Raw genomic sequence first — 19604 nt, 5'->3', positions numbered from 1 at the left:
GACTAATTTTTCTGATTATTATCGACATAGTTTTACATACGGTACCGCTAGACGGTAAATGAAATTATATCGGCGATTTTCCAGATATATCGACCGTAACTTGAAATATATCAACCACAACTCAATTTATATCAGCGATTTTTCGAATATATCGACTTACCGACAAAAACTAATAAGATATAATCGGACCGCCCGTTACTGCAGGATAAAAAAGAGGTTGTTCCGACTCGGAACAACCTCTTTCTTCTTATGCAAATAGCTCTTCTAAAATTTTCAGTTTATCTTCTGTATATTTCACAAAGCCATCATTATATGATTTTGGATCTTTCGGATTCGCAAAGTGCGTAATTGCTCCCGTCTTCGGGTGAACAAATTTACTTGATGCACCACAACCAAGTCCGATAATTGATTGTACTTCTTCCATAATGACAATGTTGTAAATACTTTCTTGCGTCGGCATTGCATAACCAACGTTCTCTAAGTTACCTAAAATATTCTTTTGACGATATAGGTAATATGGTACGTAATTATGCTTTTGCGTCCACTCTTCTGCTTCATGCATCATCGCTGTAATTTCTTCGCGACCTGCTACTTTATATTTACGTTTGTTTTGCGTCATTTCAGAAGCACGTTTAAATGATAACGTATGAACTGTTAATGATTCTGGCATTAACTTTTCTGTTTCATCTAACGTATGCTTGAAGATATCTAACCCTTCACCAGGAAGACCAATAATTAAGTCCATATTAATATTGTTCATTCCCATTTCACGAGCTAAATGGTATTTCTCAATTGTTTCTTCTACAGTATGATGACGTCCAATTGCTTTTAGTGTCTCTTGATGGTATGACTGCGGATTAATACTAATACGGTCAATATTCCATTTATTTAACACTTCTAGCTTTGCTGGCGTAATTGTATCTGGGCGACCTGCCTCAACTGTTACTTCACGCACATTTTTCACATCTGGGAACGCTTCATACATTTCTTCATACAGCATATCCATCTCTTCTGCTGTAATACTTGTAGGTGTACCGCCGCCGTAATAAATCGTCGTAACTTTTACACCTTTTTCTTTTAAAAACTTACCAATTTCACGAACTTCATAATGTAAACCACCTAAGAACGAATCAACAGATCCTTGGCGTCCATTAATTGCATAAGCCGGGAATGTACAATATGCACATTTCGTTGGGCAGAACGGAATACCGATATAAATACTTACTTCTTCTTTCAAACGGTATAAATCCGGAACAACTGCTAATTGGCAATCAACAATGCGCTGAAGAAGTTCAATTTTCTCTTCATGAATTAAATAACTTTCACGAAGTTCTTGATGCGCTTCTTCTTTTGACATACCATTTTGAAGCATTTTGTGAAGAAGTTTCGTCGGACGTACTCCCGTTAAAATACCCCAGCTTTGTTCAATACCAGTTAACTGCTGAAGAACAGAAAGATATACATAAGAAACAACGTGTTTCACTTGCTTCATACGCTCTTTTTCATCTGTAAAAGCAGATAAATCTTTTGCGAATGTTTCTTCATACACATTTCCAGTCGCAACATCTGTTAAACGAGCAGATGCTTTCACATTCTCTTCAATGTGTATATCAACGATAAGATTTGCTTCCTCTTGTTCAAATCCAATCGTACTCTCTTCAAAAAATAAGCCGCCAATATTTTGTAGCGGACGTAAAAAACGATCATCTTGTAACGTTTTAATTGAAATTAACAACATTATCACCTTTTCATTTGCAAACTCTCTTTAGTTTACTTGAAGGGCGTTTGCAGGTCAATACAGAAGGTTTTACCTGTTTCTCTTACATTTTTTCAAATAATTCTTTTTATGAATATTGCTCATGTATATAGACATCATGATTTTCTCTTGTTAAAATTTATTAGTGTTAAAATCGATACATAGTGAAAATACAATATAAAAAGGAGGACTGTTAACACTAGATTCCACAATCTAATGTGTTAAAAACAAATATGAAAAAGAAATTTTATAGTGTATTAACTCTCTCTCTTGCATTACAAACTGTTCTTGCACCTACTTATTCATTTGCAGAGAGTGCTGAAAAATCCGCCGAAGTATATACGGAGGATCAAGTTTTTAAAAGTATTAAGGAGCATGTTAATGAGCATAGTACTCATGAAGAAGATATCGAGGTTACTGGCCAATTCCTACTATACACTTCAAAAAAACATTCATTATATACCGCGAATGATTTAAAAAACAAATCGAATATCGAGATTACAGAACAAGTCGTAACGGCGACAAAGAAAAAAGGAAATGCTTACTACATAACGACGCCAACTGGCGCTGGATGGATAGATAACAATGATAATAGCTTAGAAGTTCAAGAGATTCATAAACTATCTAACCAAAAATTAATCGTAAAAGAAGAAGCTTCCATACATGCACTTCCGTTCCAATCGTTTAAAGAAGAAGGGAAACTAGAGCCACAAGTCATTACTCCTACTGAACAAGCTGGAAATTGGTTTAAAGTCCAAATAAACGAAACAGCAAAATGGATTTATGCACCTTCTGCTACATTTGAAGGTACAAAAGCTTCATTATTAAAAAACAGTCGTACTGCTAAAAACAGTTTATTGAGATCGCCAGAAGCTCTACAAACAAACAATATTTATGGCGTTACATTTAAAGAAATGATTGTCCCAAAAGGAAATGACGATATTCGACCTGGCTACCCGATGGTGCCTAAATATATTACGATTCACGAAACGGCTAATACAGCGAAAGGTGCTAATGCTCTAAATCATGCAAAATTCTTAGATAATCAAGCACGCGGAACAGCTGATCGCGCCGCATCTTGGCATTTCACAGTAGATGATAAAGAAATTTATCAACATCTTCCGGTAAATGAAGTTGGATGGCATGCTGGAAATAAAACTGGAAACTATGAATCTATCGGAATTGAAATTGCCGTTAATCAAGATGGAAACTATGAAAAAGCGGTAGAAAATGCCCGTAAATTGGCAGCTTATTTAATGAACGACTTAAATATTTCTCTAGATAAGGTCCAAAAACACCAATTTTGGTCAGGAAAAAACTGCCCTGCGTTTATGATTCAACGCGGACAATGGGATGCTTTCTTAAAAGGAACTGAAACATACTATAAAGAAAATCAAAAAAATCCAATAACTGATGACATTACAGGTGGCTGGTATGAACAAGACATTCGTCAATTAGCAGCTAGAGGCATTATGCAAGGAGAAGGAAACGGCAAGTACTTCCCAGAACGTCTTGTAACGCGTGCTGAATTTGCTACATTAATTACTCGTGCTTTACAATTACCAAGTGGAAATGCTAATTTCACAGACTTAGAACAAGTACACCCATCTTTAAGAGACGGTATTAATCGCGCAGCAAGCGCAGGCATAATCCGCGGACGTGGTGATAATACATTTGATCCAAATACTACAATTACACGCGAAGAAGCTGTTATTATGATCGATCGTTCTCTAAAACACGCTGGTATTTTTGCAAAACAAGTTGAACTACCATTCGTAGACCAAAACTTAATTTACGCTAAAGAAGAAATACAAAGAGTGTATGGATATGGAATTGTAAAAGGTAATGAATTGAATCAATTCGTACCAAAAGGACCATCACAACGTGCTCACGCAGCTGCATTTATAAACAGAATGCTTAGCGTAATTGAAGCTTAACATATTTATCATTCCATATAGATATTTTCATTTTATCTGTATTCACTTAAAAGGCATCAGAGATTATATATCTCTGATGCCTTTTATACATTCGTTAACTATTTTTAGCCATGAATCTTAAACGTATTCCTAGTAACAGAAGCATAAAACCGATGAATGGAACGTAATTCGTATTGTGTCCTGTAGCTGGGAGTTGTTGATTATTAGAAGAACCTTGTCCTTGTTCTGGTAAATTAGGTTTTTCTACTCCCTCACCTGGTTTTCCTGTTCCTTCACCTGGTTTTTCTACTCCCTCACCTGGCTTTTCTGTTCCTTCACCTGGCTTCTCTGTTCCTTCACCTGGTTTTCCTGTTCCTTCACCTGGTTTTCCTGTTCCTTCACCTGGTTTTCCTGTTCCTTCACCTGGTTTTCCTGTTCCTTCACCTGGTTTTCCTGTTCCTTCATCAGGCTTCTCTGTTCCTTCACCTGGTTTTCCTGTTCCTTCACCTGGTTTTCCTGTTCCTTCATCAGGCTTCTCTGTTCCTTCACCTGGTTTTTCCGGATCTTTATCTGTATCTTTTTTATTTGTAATTTGAAGCTTTACAACTTCAATTTTTTCATTAGAAATCGTAAATTTCATTTCCTTATCGGATAAAGTATATCCTTCTGGCGCTTGGATTTCTTTTAAAGTGTAATCTCCTGGTTCTAACTTCTTAGAAGTCGCTTTACCGCTCTTATTTGTTGTTAATGTGTCGATTTTTATTCCGTCTTTCCAAATTTCAAACACTGCGCCTGCTAATGTTTTATTTGTATTATTAGCATCTACCTTTGTAATTTCTAATTGACCTGTAATTTCTTCTTTTACTTTTTCATTCATAACTTCTTGTTTTACTACTTCGTTCGCTACAACATTTACTTCTACTGTTACTTCTAACGCCTTATAACCTTCCGGCGCTTTCGTTTCTTCTAACGTATACTTTCCTGGCACTAAGCTTTCGAATTTCACAACGCCGTCTTTATTCGTTGTTTTCGCTTCTCCAACTACTTGATCAGCTTCGTTCTTTAATTTAAATTCCGCACCTGCTAGAACTTTTCCACTCTCTGCATCCTTTTTGATTACTTGTAAGCTTCCTAGTTCTTTTGCGTTTTCTATTTGTACTTCTACTACTTTGTCTGCTTCCACAACGACTTCAATTTCTTCTTTTAACAACTTATATCCTTGTGGTGCTTTCGTTTCTTTTAATTTGTATGTTCCTGGCTCTAATTTCTGAGAAATTACTTTACCAGTTTTATCTGTTCGTAACGTATCTACTTTTTTACCATCCTTATACACTTCGAATTCTGCATCTGATAATACTTTCGTTTTATCTTGAGCATCTACTTTTACGATTTCGAATTGCCCAAGGCTCTTACCGTTCGTTACTTTTACATCAATAACTTTTTCACCGTCAACTGTTACATGAATTATTTGTTTTGTTAACTCATAACCTTCTGGTGCTTTTGTTTCTTCTAACGTATATTCACCTGGCACAAGTCCGTCTACCTTAACCGTTCCAGACTTATCTGTTGTAATTCCTTCTTTTACAACATTTCCTTTCGCATCTTTCAATGTAAATTCTGCGCCTGCTAAGCGTTTCGTTTGATCTTTATCATCCATTTTAATAATTTGTAGAGAACCTAAGATTTTTTCGTTTTCTGCCTCTACTTTTACTACTTCTTTCTCGTTTTGAATTGTTACTTTCCATTCTTTATTTGAAAGCTTGTAGCCCGCTGGTGCTTTCGTTTCTTTCACTGTGTATTCACCTAGCGGTAATTTTGGTGACATCACTTTTCCACTCTCATCTGTTTTCAGTTCCGCTACCTTTTTACCATCTTTATACACTTCGAATTCTGCACCTGATAACAATTTCGTTTTATCTTCCGCATCTACTTTCACGATTTCGAATTGACCTGTTACTTTTTCATTCGTAACTTCTTGTTTTACTACTTCGTTCGCTACAACGTTTACTTCTACTGTTACTTCTAACGCCTTATAACCTTCCGGCGCTTTCGTTTCCTCTAACGTGTACTTTCCTGGCACTAAGTTTTCGAATTTCACAACACCGTCTTTATTCGTTGTTTTCGCTTCTCCAACTACTTGACCAGCTTCATTTTTCAATTTAAATTCTGCACCTGCTAGAACTTTTCCACTCTCTGCATCCTTTTTGGTTACTTGTAAGCTTCCTAGTTCTTTTGCGTTTTCTACTTGTACTTCTACTACTTTGTTTGCTTCCACAACGACTTCAATTTCTTCTTTTAGCAATTTATATCCTTGTGGTGCTTTCGTTTCTTTTAATGTGTACTTTCCTGGTTCTAATTTCTGAGAAACTACTTTACCAGTTTTATCTGTTCGTAACGTATCTACTTTTTTACCCTCTTTATACACTTCGAATTCTGCATCTGATAATACCTTCGTTTTATCTTCCGCATCTACTTTCACAATTTCAAATTGACCTGTTACTTTTTCGGGAATCTTTTTATTCACCACATCTACAGTCAATACTTTATTAGCCTCTACATCAACAGAAACTGAACTAGATGATAATTCATACCCTTTCGGTGCTTCTACTTCTTTTAATGTATAGCTTCCAACTGGAAGTCGTTTCGATAAGGCTTCACCTTTATCATCTGTAACAATTGTTTCCACAACTTTCCCATCTTTATCGATAACATCAAATTTTGCACCTGGCAGAAGTTGACCGGATTCACTATCTTTTTTCAATAATTTAAATTGGCCATTCTCTACTTTTTTCGTATTCTTCATAACAAGTTCAATTACGTTTGTATTATCAATTGTTACTTTGACTGGTGTATCAACTTTTATATATCCTTCTGGTGCATTTATTTCTTTTACAAAATAGTCACCAAGTGGTAAATCTTTAACTTCCGCAATACCCTTTTCGTTTGTTGTAACAGTAGCCACAACGTTATTATCTTTGTCTACAACATCAAATTTTGCGTCTTTTAAAACAATATTTTCATCGTTTTCATCAACTTTTTTAATTTGTAAATGTCCTTTTTCAGCTGCTGGTCTATTCCATTTTGGCCAGTTAAATTTAAAGTTATGAACCTCAAAACCATCTCTTTGGTGTAATCCTCCAACATAGGCTTGTCCATTAATAGAACCACCTTTTGTTTCTACAACTGCATTAGGTGCAAACACACTACCTACTACACCATAACCTTTAGTTGTTATCTTTGTAGCATTAGGAAATACCCAAATTACCTTACTAGCTAACTCAGTAAAAGATGAAATAGGGTCGTATGCTTGAGATGTATTAATTAAATCCGTCGCCATCCCAGTATTTCTTGTATCATACAAAATTGCACCGCCACCAAAACTCACTTCTTCTGCATCTGAATAAATAACAATAAAGTCTTTATTCTCTACATTCGGAAGAAAAACGTCTTTTACATCAAATGCTTTCTTTCCCGTCTGGCCTGAAGAGACATAAATATTAGGGTTATTTACATCTTCACCGATTCCAAAACTCATATTAGGTTTTGGCTTATCAGTGTGTAGTTTACTTGCATCCCCAATTACACCATCAACGTCTTTTCTAAATTCTTTAAACTTAGCATCAATCTCCGCTTGCTCTTTATAAGAGATACGGTCATATGATGTTTTCATCGCGCCATCTGGGTCACCGTCTTTTGTCATCGCCACTGTTCCATCTTGAATAATTACCTGTCCTGCTCCCGCTTTCGTAAATTGACCGCCTAGTAATAATGATGGATATCCTTCATCTATCCAAGTTGCTCCAGCTAAGTTATTTGCTCCAGTTGCAGCTGCTACGACTGTATAACTTGATGCGTTCATATTTTTCTGAACAGCCATCGCACCTTCAATATCCGCACTCGTTGCACTATGATCTCCAAAAATGATGGCGTTGTAATAAGATACATCACCTAAACCTTTTAACTCTGTTGTAGCTGCCTCTGCTTTAAATGGTAAATGGATTAAAAAATTCATACATATTAGTAATACAACTATTAAACTACTACTTAACTTTTTAATTTTTTGATTAAATGATTTCCTCAAGAAATTCATTCCCCCTTTTAAACTTCCTAAAATCACAAAAAGAAGCACATTTCATATGTACCAGGTCTTACTCACATTAACTTAAAATAATCCATTTAAATACAACAAAAGAACGCTACAACTACTTAATAAAATTACTACAATTCATTTTTGAAATAATACGTGAACTAAACTGTCATGCGGAAATACTTTTACGTATGGGAGCCCAATAAAATTAATATGAAGAATATTTCATGTGGTGTAACTATTTTGACAACATCATTCACTTTACATTAGTTTTCTAAAGGATTCAAGTGAATTGTATAGATTTCATACACAATTCACATTTTAAAACGTTTCCATTCCTTTTAATAAGCTCAACAAAAAAACGTAGCCAAAAAGCTACGTTTTTCTTTCATCGTTTCGGTGTATTTTTATGATTCTTCAAAAACGGAAGCGGGAATTGCTTACGGAAATGCTCTTTAATCATGTACTCTACACCATTTTCACTATTTGAACGTGTAATCCAATCTGCTGCTTGCTTTAATTCTACAGGCGAGTTCCCCATCGCTACCCCAAGTCCCACGTTTTCAATAACCTCTAAATCTTCCATACTATCTCCAATCGCAACCATTTCATTTAGCGAAATATTTAAATGCTCTCCAAGCAATTGTAATCCACGTAACTTTGATACATTTTGCGGTAAAATTTCTATTCGTTTTGAATCACATTCAACATACTCTACATCTTGGAACGCTTTTCTTAATGTATTTAGCCCGCGTTCTTTTTCACCTTTAGTTTGGAAAAGAACATCAATTTTTGGCGCCGCTACCGGATGGTCACGAAGCGCGTCACCTAACGAATCTACAAATTGAACTGGATAAAATAACGGATCTGCGCTTGATAATACAGTGCGCGCAATTAAGTTTGGTGTATTTCTCTCACGATTTCCTATCGAAAACCGTTCATGAGAAATGCGTACGTTACAATCAAAGTGCTCTAACACTTGCACAATGTTAAAAGTCTTCTCTTCAGATAATCTTCTTTGAACGTACGGCTTATCTAACGTTGCTGAAACGAAAGCACCACCATGTGTCACTAATATAGAATCTAATTTTAACGCCTTTGCTACTTTATGGGCGGATTGAAAATTACGACTCGTAAATAACGTAACGTATACATCTTTTCTTTTCACAAATTCAATTGTTTCTCTTAATCCTTTTGCAATTTTTCCATTGTTGTATAGTAGTGTCCCATCTATATTAAGAGCTAGTAAGCGATAAATCATGTCGCACTCCCCCTCTTCGCTGTTGTACTCTATCCATAATTTATGAAATAAATGTAGCAAATAGAACGAGTTAGAATTACTACTGAAAATTTGGTTTACTATATACATATACACTTAGCAAAGGAGATAGTACAATGCAGGCACCTCCTTCTTTTTATGAAGGCGATACGTTAGAAGTCGCAAAAAAATTACTCGGGCAAAAACTTGTTCATATTGTAGACGGAATAAAACGAAGCGGAATCATTGTAGAAGTAGAAGCATATAAAGGCCCAGATGATAAGGCCGCACATAGTTATGGAGGCAGACGGACAGATCGCACAGAAGTTATGTTTGGTGCACCAGGGCATGCTTACGTATATTTAATTTACGGTATGTATCATTGCTTTAACGTTATTACAGCGCCAGTGGGCACCCCACAAGGTGTTCTCATTCGAGCTCTTGAGCCGGTAGATGGAATAGAAGAAATAAAACTAGCGCGCTACAATAAGACCGAAATTACAAAAGCGCAGTACAAAAATTTAACGAACGGTCCTGGCAAACTATGCCGTGCACTTGGCATCACTTTAAAAGAACGCGGTGTATCGTTACAAAGTGATACGTTACATATTGAATTAGTTCCAAAAGAAGAACACATATCATCACAATATAAAATAACAGCAGGACCTCGTATTAATATCGACTATGCAGAAGAAGCTGTACACTATCCGTGGCGTTTTTATTATGAGGGACATCCGTTTGTTTCAAAAAAATAAGCGATATCAACAATTTTTCAAATATATCTATCGTAACTTACAATATATCAACGATTTTTCGAATATATCTATCGTAACTTACAATATATCAACGATTTTTCAAATATATCTATCGTAACTTACAATATATCAACGGTTCGACAAGAAATATAGATTTATCGACAAATAATAACATTACGAATAAAAGAAGACTGTTCCAAAATGGAACAGTCTTTCCCTCTTACTCTGCACCTTCCGCAGTTGCAATATTATCCTCTAAATTTTCTCTTGATAATGCAGCCGCCATAAAATCAGCTGTTTCTGGAAGTGCTAAATGCATATGAGCTTTTTGACAAATTTGGATGGTACAGTTTTCTATAACATAGTCGAAAACATGTCCGCCCCCGCTTCTTTCATCATCAATGTAATGTAAGTGGAATCCAGCTACCCCAATACCTTGCGCATAATCTGGTGTCCAAAATCCAGCAAGCGTACCTTCTGTATTTTCAAATGAAAAGATTGGTTGTGATTTCGTCACTTCAACGAGCGGTGTATACGGTTTTTCTTGTCTTGGAACAGTTCTCGTCCTTACTTCACGAAACGTACCGTCCATTCGAATACCGTAAAACAAGTTTTTACTTGGCATTAATTCATGTAATAACGCTTCAACTTCTTCACGATTCATCGGACGCTCTACCGTATAACTCATTTCTTTTTCAAAAAACGTTACAGTCGCAAATGGCGTTGTTTCTTCTGGCTCTACTTTTTCCGCTGAACCGTCTGAACGTAAATGATAAAATTCATTATCAAATGCAATCATTTCACCATCTAATTGATCAAATGTGCCGATGCCGAAATCACCATGTTTTTTCAAATCTTCAAAGCTAATTACACCATCATATATACCATCTAATAGCGCAAGCATTGTAGATGTTTGATATACTTCATTACTCGTTTTCGTTTTTTTCGCATCAATATCAATTAATTGCGCAACAGTCATCTCAAATCTGCCTCCATTAGTTTAATTGGTTTGGTAATAATTTTTCGCTTAATTTAATGTTGTCACGATAGTCAATTGGAATATCAATAATGACAGGACCATCTGCTGCTAGCGCGGATTTTAACACACCTTCTAATTCATCAGGCGTGTTAACACGAAGACCTAACGCCCCGAAACTTTCCGCATATTTCACAAGATCAACATCGCCAAACTCTGTAGCTGATGTTCTGCCGTATTTCATCATTTGTTGGAATGCAACCATATCATATGTGCCGTCTCTCCAAACAAGATGGACGATTGGAGAATTTAAACGTACCGCCGTTTCTAACTCCATCGCAGAAAATAAGAAACCACCGTCACCTGATACGGAAACTACTTTTTTACCTGGTTCTACTAAAGTAGCTGCGATTGCCCAAGGAAGTGCAACACCTAGCGTTTGCATACCGTTACTAAATAATAATCTACGTGGTTCATAAGAACGGAAACATCTCGCCATCCAAATAGAATGGGAACCGATGTCACATGTAACGGTTGTATCGTCACTAATTAAAGAACGAAGTGTACGAATCACTTGAAGTGGATGCGTAACACCTTCTGAAGGACGATTTGGAACTTCTGCTTGTTCTGATAATTTCGCACGTAATCGTTCTAATACCGCTTCTGATTTCGTACTTAATACAAGTTTCGGTAATTTTTCCGCGATGCTATTTACCGTTAAGGCAATATCACCAATTAATTCACGCTCTGGTTGGTAATCATGGTCGATATCTGCTTGATGGTCGTCAAGATGAATAATCGTTCTGTCGCCAAGTTTATTCCAGAACTTTGGATCATACTCGATTGGATCATAACCGATAGAAATCACAAGGTCTGCTTCTTCTAGTAAAATATCACCTGGTTGGTTACGGAATAATCCAACGCGGCCGAAGAAATGATCTTCTAACTCACGTGAAATCGCACCAGCTGCTTGATATGTTTCAACGACAGGAAGTTCTGTATCCGCAATTAATTTACGAACAGCTTTCGTCACTTCATTTGTGCTCGCTCTCATACCGAGTAAAATAACTGGTAATTTCGCTGATTTTATTTTTTCTACTACATATGTAATATCATTTGTGGGAGCGATTCCAAGCTGTGGCTTAGAAAGCGCACCAATAGACTCTACAGTTGTTTCCGCAGTCATAACGTCTTGCGGAAGACTTACTAAAGTAGCTCCCGGATTTGTGGAAGTCGCACTTCGAAATGCATTACTAAGTGCTTCTGGCACATTATCAGGATGCTCTACTTCTACGCTATATTTTGTGATTGGTTCGAATAGTGCAGCATTATCCATAGATTGATGCGTACGTTTTAATCGATCCGTACGCGGTACTGCACCAGCTAAAGCAACAACGGGATCACTCTCCGCATTCGCAGTAACAAGACCTGTCGCTAAATTTGATGTCCCTGGTCCTGAAGTTACAAGACATACGCCCGGTTTCCCTGTTAATCTACCAATAGCAGCTGCCATAAATGCTGCATTTTGTTCATGACGACAAACGATTAACTCTGGTCCTCTTTCTTGCAATACATCAAATACAGAGTCAATCTTTGCTCCTGGAATACCGAAAACATGTGTAACACCTTGTTTAATTAAACAATCAACAACAAGATCTGCTCCTTTTGTTTTTGTCTTCACGTCGTTTGCTTTTACACCTGTACTCAAAACTAATCACCCTTTATTTCATAATGTGTGTAATAAAGATTTTAATTTCACCTAGTTAATTAATGTGGTGAAGTATCATTTATCATTATATTACAAATGCATTATTTTTCCAACAATATGAATTCGACATTATTTTGACAAGATTTAAAGAATGCGCTTACAACCTTTTGTTTATCTTAAAATAACATTTTTATATCTCTTCTAAAAATGTACAAAAATACTTCCACCTATTCACATTATTAACAAATTTATAGTACCTTGCTATTAGTATACCCCTTTCAAAATAACCAATAAGAAATGGCTATTTTGAAAGGGAGTTTTAATGTCTGAGGATGCACTTCATCCGTTTCCTATAAAAAAAAGGCCTCCTTAAAGGAGGCCCAAGCAAAAACAACAAACGCAAAATAACAACAAATAATGGACGATAAAATCACTATATTGACAAAGTATAGGATTTTTATCAATTGGAGTAACTCAACCCTAAATTACTCTTTTAACAATGCAATACTAATAACTGATTACAGCAATTTTTTACCGTGTCTTAAAATAATTGACTGTCTTTCAAATAATTATATTTATATTGATTGTTATTAATTAGTATATACTTGAATACGACTATACATCCTAATAAAAGGCAATATATTAAGCTGTTAGTCCTCGCGAGTTTATTTTGCCTTTAATGTAACTATACTATATTCTTCCATTTATATCACCGAACATTCCTCTCGTATTCACGCATTTTTCTTGCGTGAATACCGCAATTTAATAAAGAGCTACATTAAAAATTTATAGTTGGAATAAACCATAGTTCTTTCGCCTTTTGTACTGCTTCCATTCTTGATGAAACTTGTAACTTATGAAATATGTCGGTCAATTTATATTCTACCGATCTTTGACTTAAGTTTAATATTTCGGCAAGCTCTCTATTTGTTTTTCCTTTACCAACTTCAACTAGAATCATCTTCTCTTCATCATTTAAAGAAATTATATTTTTCATTTCGCCTTCTACATTTATATTAGATGCATTTTCTACTATCCTTAACTGTCTTACAAGTTGATGAGAAAGAACTACTTCTTTTTTCACTGCATGGCGGATTGCGTTTACCACTTCTTTCTCAGAAGAAGTTTTACTTAATACACCAAGTACTCCGTTATCTATTAATAAATTATAATGTGCAAGCACATCAAATCCTGTAAAAATAAGAATAGCTGCTTCTGGTTGCACACTAAGTATATATTTAGAAAGCTCTAAACCATTTATTTTTGGCATTTGTAAATCTATTAAATATACATCATACTGTTTATTATGCATAACTTCTCTTATTTCTTCACTATCATGGAAAACATCAGCCTCTATATCATCATATCTTTCAATTAATGCTTTAGTCCCTAGGCCAACTGCAACGTGATCATCTACAACAAGAACAGAAATCATTTTTTCATCCCTTCCACATCTAAAGATTGAATCAATTAATCAATTTTCATACTAACTTTAATCTTTAATCCATTATTCACCTTTGAATCTATTGACATTTCTCCACCTAAACTATGAATTCTAGCTACAATCCCGGATAAACCTAAACTACTATAAGAATGATTTAACTCGTCTAAATCTATCCCCATTCCTATCCCATCATCATCATAAGTTAAATTCAAATATCCATTTTGCTCATATAATCGAATTGTAACTTTAGAAGCTTTTGAATGCTTTAGTGCATTATTTAATAACTCCTGAATAATTCTATAAATTGCTTGTTCATATTCTACATTAGGTAGAATAATATTATCTTGAATTTCATAATAGAAGAAAAATGTAGCTTTAAGATTTACTTGTTTAAATAAATCTAATAATGCTTTTTTCAAACCTAATTCATATAGAAATGGAGGACGTAAGTTATTACATGTTTCACGAATGACATAAATATGATCTAAGACATCTTCATATACTTCGTTAATTATTTTTTTCATATCGACATCTGGAATATCTTTATGATATTCCTCTAATTTCCTAGACAAGCGTATTTGGTCTTGTAATACACCATCATGAATATCACTCGCCAAATTTGTCCGCTCTTTTTCAGACAAATTAAATAGTAACTTTGAAAGCCAAATTGGAGGCTGTTTCGGTTCATTTATCGTTTGCAACTGATTCACTAATTCTTCCACTTGATATGAGCATTCTAATAATAAATCAGCATAACTACACAATGTCTCTAACCATCCAATTTCTTGAATGTTCAAACCTCTCCTATTATTAGACTTACATAACAATATAATCATTGTTTTTGCTGAAATGGACAAAACAAACACAAAATGATCTTCTAATTGTATAATGGAACCAACAGTATATGTCTCTAACTGATATCCATTCAATTGCTTTAGCACATCTTCAGAAACATATCCATCCCCAATAATTTGGAGCGAATTATCCCCTTTACTCACTTCAATACAGCATATTTCTTCTCTTCTTAATACATCATTGATTTCTCTCTTTATGCTAACAATTAAGTTTGAAAACTTATATTCATTTTTTGCCTGATGTAAAAATCTATGTAAACTAAACTGATAATTTTTCTGAGAATGATATAATTTTTTCCTTAATTTAAAATCCAAATAATCCTTTATAAAGCAAGAAAGCATTAACGAAACAAACAAGATACCAGCAAATCGAATAACATCTAATATGTTATCGCTAGTATTGTGGAAAATTAAAATCCCTAGTATAACGATGAAACCCGTTAGACATATCGACAGTAAAGCATAATATTGAACTCTATGAATAACAAAATTATAATCAAATATTTTCCCTTCAATAATCATATAAAAAATGCAAATTGGAACCAATAAAAAAAAGATCGCTGTCGTCTCGACACTTATTATTTCTTTGTAATTTATCAAATTAGGAATTAAAAATAAGAATATAAATGGCATGGCTGATATGATTGTGCTCATAATAATAACTCTTATAAACTTAAAATAATAACTTTTTCTACTTTTAAAATAAAATCTAAACAATACATATACTGTTAATAAAAACAAAACAGAACTTAACAATATAATATAACTCGTCGATAAATCATTATATTTTAAATAAATAAAAATGGTTAAACAAACTAAAATAAACGCTATTATATTTATGTAGATTAATTTTGTTTTTGTTATAAACCTTATCTTCAAGTTTTTCGTAAACATGTCCATAAATTTTATAAAAAAGACAACTGAGTACGTTAAAGAAATAGCAACTACAATATACGCTATTGAATCTTTTCGTAACCCCGCCATAATACTAATGTAACTCATTCCTAAACAATGCAGAAAATAGATTAAATCTTTCGTTCCTGCATTCAAGTATGGAGCACGTATTAAAATATATGTAGCCACAAAAAAACACGTTAGATAAAACACAGTTGGTAAAAAAAGATGATAAACCAATTGCTTATCGTACGGATTATACTCTACTTTATATTCTTCTATTGTTCCCCCTTTCTTGATTGTAATTTTCTTTACCCTTTCAGTAGCACCATATAATGAAATATTAGAGTTATCATCAGGGAGAATCCCATCTATTTTTTCAATAATATCCTCGACTGCTAGATCTTGTTCTGCTGCCCAGCTATTTTTCACAATATTATTAATCACCAAATGATTTTCTTGATGCTCTATCTCAATCCCTACCCTAGGATATAACATAATTTCGATTGCAAAATAACTAAATAAACTAAGCGATAGTAACGTTACAATCAATTGATATTCATACTTAAATACTCGAATCACTTTTGTACAAAACTCCTTTTTAACTACAGCAATAACTCCATTTTCTACATTTTGTCATCATAAATTAAAGCATACACATTTCATTTAACGGTTATAAGCACAAAAAATATAGTTATCCTCTGATATAGAATAACTTTCACATTATCATTCATTCAATAAATCTCTACTTTGTTAGTTGTAATACTAATATTATTTATCCTAATTTCAGATTCATTTATAAGTAAAATTCCTACTAGCTGAGAATTTTGATAAAAAATCACTTTCCATTATCACATGTACCAACTTTTTTAATGATATTTCATATTTAAAGTGATATAACTCGATACAACGCCTCACAGTTCACCTTCCTCCTTGTCCTAATATGTAATTTTAAAGAAAAACCTTAGTTAATACTAATGAAAGTTTATTCATATTTCATCAAAAATTGATTACGCTTTACCGAACATGAATTATTCGGATATATAATATAAAACGTACAGTTCCCCTTATTCCAAATATAAGCCTTTTTCTACAACAAAAAAGACGCCCCCATAGGAGCGTCTTCCACTATTACGCTTGTTGTTGCGCGCTATATAATTCTTCAAGTGGCTTCATGATAATTTTGTTAACGTCACCGATTACAACGTTTAGGCGTTGCTCAGTTTCCATTAATTTTGTAATTTTAGCATCTTGTTGAATGCGAGCTACAACTTCTTGTGCTTGTTGGTTGTCTTCTTCAGTGATTTCTTGGCCTTGCATCATTTTCTGTTGTAGGCTAAGTTGCATTGTACGGAACTCATCGAATAAGTTCTTTGAAGCTGTGTCAGCTTGAACTGCTGCGTAGCTCTCTTTTAAAGTTTTGAAGTCTTCGTTTTCAGCGATTGCTTTTTGTAATTCATATGCAACATCATGAATGTTCTTTGTCATTTTATTTTTCCTCCTTTAGAAGGCTAGCGCTTTTCACTCGCACTGCCTTTTACGTGCATTTACATACGCACCTCTTCTTACCATATCAAACTATGCAAGAGATGTGAAGAAATTTCACTTTTATTTCTATGTACTCACCTTATTATCTAAGAAACAATAGTAACAATCCTTGTACGAGCCCGATCATTCCGCCTAATAACGCTCCTAAATACGTAATCATTTTCAATTCGTTTTTCGTAATAGACAGAACTAAGTCTTCTAATCTTTCTGTTGAGAATGTAGACACTTCTTGCTGGACAATTTCCGCAAGGTGTAGATTATTTAGTATACTCTCTACATTTTCTGTTCCCCACTTTAAGCCTTTCGCTACTGCACTTGGAACCACTTTTTCAATAATTGTTTCTCGAACTGGTTCACATACTTGCTGAACAGATTGATTTAAAAACTTACTCACTGTTTCCTCTACTTTAACTGCTGACAGCACGGAGCTTACAATCATTTCTTTCTCTACAAATGCTTCTAATTCTTTTACATCTCTTCCTTTTAACTTTTCCCACTCTTTTTGCAGTACGTCAGTTAAAAGCTGCTTTGTAGCATCTTGCCCTAAAAACTTAATAACTTCTGGCTGCACACGATCCACAACACTTACATTTCCTAAAAACATTCCGACTAAGTTAAGTAGCGTTCCGCGAGAAGCAAAGAAATCATCAATCATTTTTGAAAGACGTGCTTTCCCTTCTTCACTTTCAAAAAAGCTAATTCCTCGCTCTAAAATAAACGCCGAGACATTCGGAATCGCATTCTCTACTTTTTCATTTACAGAATGAGGTAAAGCCTGTTCCCATGTATATGTATAATACTCTGCTAAAAATGCATGAATTTTTTCTGTAATAACATGTTCGATTTTTCGAGTCGCTTCTTCTTCTACATGCGCTACATTCCATTTTTCTAACATATGTCGCAGTGATTGTTCATTCGTAATTACTTTATCCACTTCCACTTGCGCCCAGTGAATTAAACCTTTTTGAAACTCTTCATTTGTTAGCTTTTTTCCAATTCCTTCTGGTGTTAACAAATGTTCTACAACCATTTTTCCTAATTGAACAGCAAGTTCATCACGACGCTTCGGAATTAACCCTGGTGTAAATGGAACTTGAAACTTTCCGATATAAATAGGACGATGAGGACGAAATAACATTTTTATCGCTAAATGATTCGTGTATCCCCCAATAATTGCTCCGAGTCCTGTCGTCGTTAACATATTTAACCATATATTCATTACAATCAACCTTTCACTTCTCCAAAACTATAGCATATCATCATACGGACAAAAGTATAATGGTATAAAAACGTATTTGCAATATATAGCTTCGCCTATTATGCAAATAGTAGTAAAGGAGTGATTTCGTTGGTTCTCGGCCTTTTAACTTCTAAACTTCATTATGAGCAAACGTATTACACCGAAATCGCTAAACGCGCTCGGCTTTATCATAATGTCGTTGCCCAGTTTACGCCATTTTGTATTGATTCTAAAACAGACCTTGTTTCTGGTCTTATTTACGATACAGATACAGGAAAATGGAAAGAGCAAACATTCCCTATTCCTTCTTATATATATGATCGTTATTCTTTTCACGAGGAAACAGACTTTGAAAAAGCAAAATCAATTATTCACTCTTTGCACAACCGTCCTTCCACTACCTTTTTAAATAACACACTTATTAACTTAAGTGAACTACATGATTTATTTCTCACTAATAAAAAACTGTCTCCTTATATACCCAAATTTGAAGTGGCAACGATACAAAACATTTTCAAACTGTTGTTAAAATCTAAAGATATTATTATACGCCCCACTAATATACATTCTAAAGATAACTTATATCGAGTCGCTTACAAAAATAAAACGTTTCATATCGATACAGTAAATGAAAAATACCATACTTCTCTTTCAATCAAGCGGACAGATGAATTTATATCTTGGTGTAAATCTAACATACGTTCATCACGCTACATAGTGCATACCATGCTACAACCACCAAATCAATTAACATACCCACTCCACATTCGAACTATTTTGCAAAAAAACAAAGAACAAACTTGGAATGTTATAGGTCAATTTATACAAAAAAGTTCATTTCCTAATCAACTTTTACCCTCAGCAACAGACGATGATTCATTGCATTCATTTTCAAAAATTAAATACGTACTATCTAGTACAGGTGTGCAACTATTGCAAGACGCTTTACACGACATTATAAATGAAGTATTCCAAACACTAGATCAGTCTTATTCTTCATTATTCGAACTAGAACTTTCCACAATTATGGATCAAAAAGGCGCAATTTGGCTTATGTATGTCAACACGATTCCTCCTTACGAACAATACATTCGTCATAGTGATTCATTAGCTGAAAAGATATTTCACGGACCACTTAAATTCAGTCGCTTTACACCATAATGAAAGG

General features: G+C 34.5%; 12 protein-coding genes. 3 read left to right on the top strand and 9 right to left on the bottom strand.

What is annotated here, in order from left to right; all coding sequences use genetic code 11:
- Positions 1-247 precede the first annotated feature (247 nt).
- Positions 248-1738, bottom strand: coding sequence for a coproporphyrinogen III oxidase (locus tag BC_RS04455; RefSeq protein ID WP_002025370.1), 1491 nt, complete (start codon positions 1736-1738; stop codon positions 248-250).
- A 251-nt stretch (positions 1739-1989) separates the two neighbouring features.
- Between BC_RS04455 and BC_RS04450 the strand changes: the two genes are divergently transcribed.
- On the top strand, positions 1990-3693 hold the full coding sequence (locus BC_RS04450; protein WP_033685442.1) for an S-layer homology domain-containing protein: 1704 nt from the start codon (positions 1990-1992) through the stop codon (positions 3691-3693).
- A 94-nt stretch (positions 3694-3787) separates the two neighbouring features.
- Here BC_RS04450 and BC_RS04445 read toward each other — a convergent pair whose 3' ends face one another.
- Positions 3788-7753 (bottom strand): SpaA isopeptide-forming pilin-related protein, encoded by a 3966-nt coding sequence (locus tag BC_RS04445; protein ID WP_001232021.1) that lies wholly within the window; start codon positions 7751-7753, stop codon positions 3788-3790.
- Positions 7754-8147: 394 nt separating this feature from the next.
- A complete protein-coding gene (locus BC_RS04440) occupies positions 8148-9020 on the bottom strand; it encodes a Cof-type HAD-IIB family hydrolase (RefSeq protein WP_000640431.1) in 873 nt (290 codons plus the stop codon).
- Positions 9021-9154: 134 nt separating this feature from the next.
- Between BC_RS04440 and BC_RS04435 the strand changes: the two genes are divergently transcribed.
- A complete protein-coding gene (locus BC_RS04435; protein WP_001148797.1) occupies positions 9155-9772 on the top strand; it encodes a DNA-3-methyladenine glycosylase in 618 nt (205 codons plus the stop codon).
- A gap of 220 nt (positions 9773-9992) precedes the next feature.
- Here BC_RS04435 and alsD read toward each other — a convergent pair whose 3' ends face one another.
- From alsD to BC_RS04405, 6 genes are all read right to left on the bottom strand, one after another.
- Positions 9993-10751, bottom strand: a complete 759-nt coding sequence (gene alsD / locus BC_RS04430) for an alpha-acetolactate decarboxylase (protein ID WP_000215022.1) — start codon at positions 10749-10751, stop codon at positions 9993-9995.
- A gap of 16 nt (positions 10752-10767) precedes the next feature.
- Complete coding sequence (gene alsS / locus BC_RS04425) at positions 10768-12456, bottom strand: acetolactate synthase AlsS (RefSeq protein WP_000103533.1); 1689 nt, start codon at positions 12454-12456, stop codon at positions 10768-10770.
- A 778-nt stretch (positions 12457-13234) separates the two neighbouring features.
- The gene (locus BC_RS04420; protein WP_000626498.1) at positions 13235-13891 is read right to left on the bottom strand and encodes a response regulator transcription factor; all 657 of its coding nucleotides are present in this window, start codon (positions 13889-13891) and stop codon (positions 13235-13237) included.
- A 35-nt stretch (positions 13892-13926) separates the two neighbouring features.
- A complete protein-coding gene (locus BC_RS04415; protein WP_000621686.1) occupies positions 13927-16230 on the bottom strand; it encodes an ATP-binding protein in 2304 nt (767 codons plus the stop codon).
- Positions 16231-16779: 549 nt separating this feature from the next.
- Positions 16780-17136 (bottom strand): YlbF/YmcA family competence regulator, encoded by a 357-nt coding sequence (locus BC_RS04410; RefSeq protein WP_000164614.1) that lies wholly within the window; start codon positions 17134-17136, stop codon positions 16780-16782.
- A gap of 142 nt (positions 17137-17278) precedes the next feature.
- Positions 17279-18415 (bottom strand): DUF445 domain-containing protein, encoded by a 1137-nt coding sequence (locus tag BC_RS04405; protein WP_002195186.1) that lies wholly within the window; start codon positions 18413-18415, stop codon positions 17279-17281.
- 129 nt (positions 18416-18544) lie between these two features.
- On the opposite strand from BC_RS04405, the gene BC_RS04400 reads away from it, so the two are divergent.
- Positions 18545-19597 (top strand): YheC/YheD family protein, encoded by a 1053-nt coding sequence (locus BC_RS04400; protein WP_000242825.1) that lies wholly within the window; start codon positions 18545-18547, stop codon positions 19595-19597.
- Positions 19598-19604: the final 7 nt, after the last annotated feature.

This window comes from Bacillus cereus ATCC 14579, assembly GCF_000007825.1.
GTDB classification, from domain to species: domain Bacteria; phylum Bacillota; class Bacilli; order Bacillales; family Bacillaceae_G; genus Bacillus_A; species Bacillus_A cereus.
Note: the sequence above shows the minus strand (reverse complement) of the source record. Positions and strands in the feature narration are given on the sequence as shown.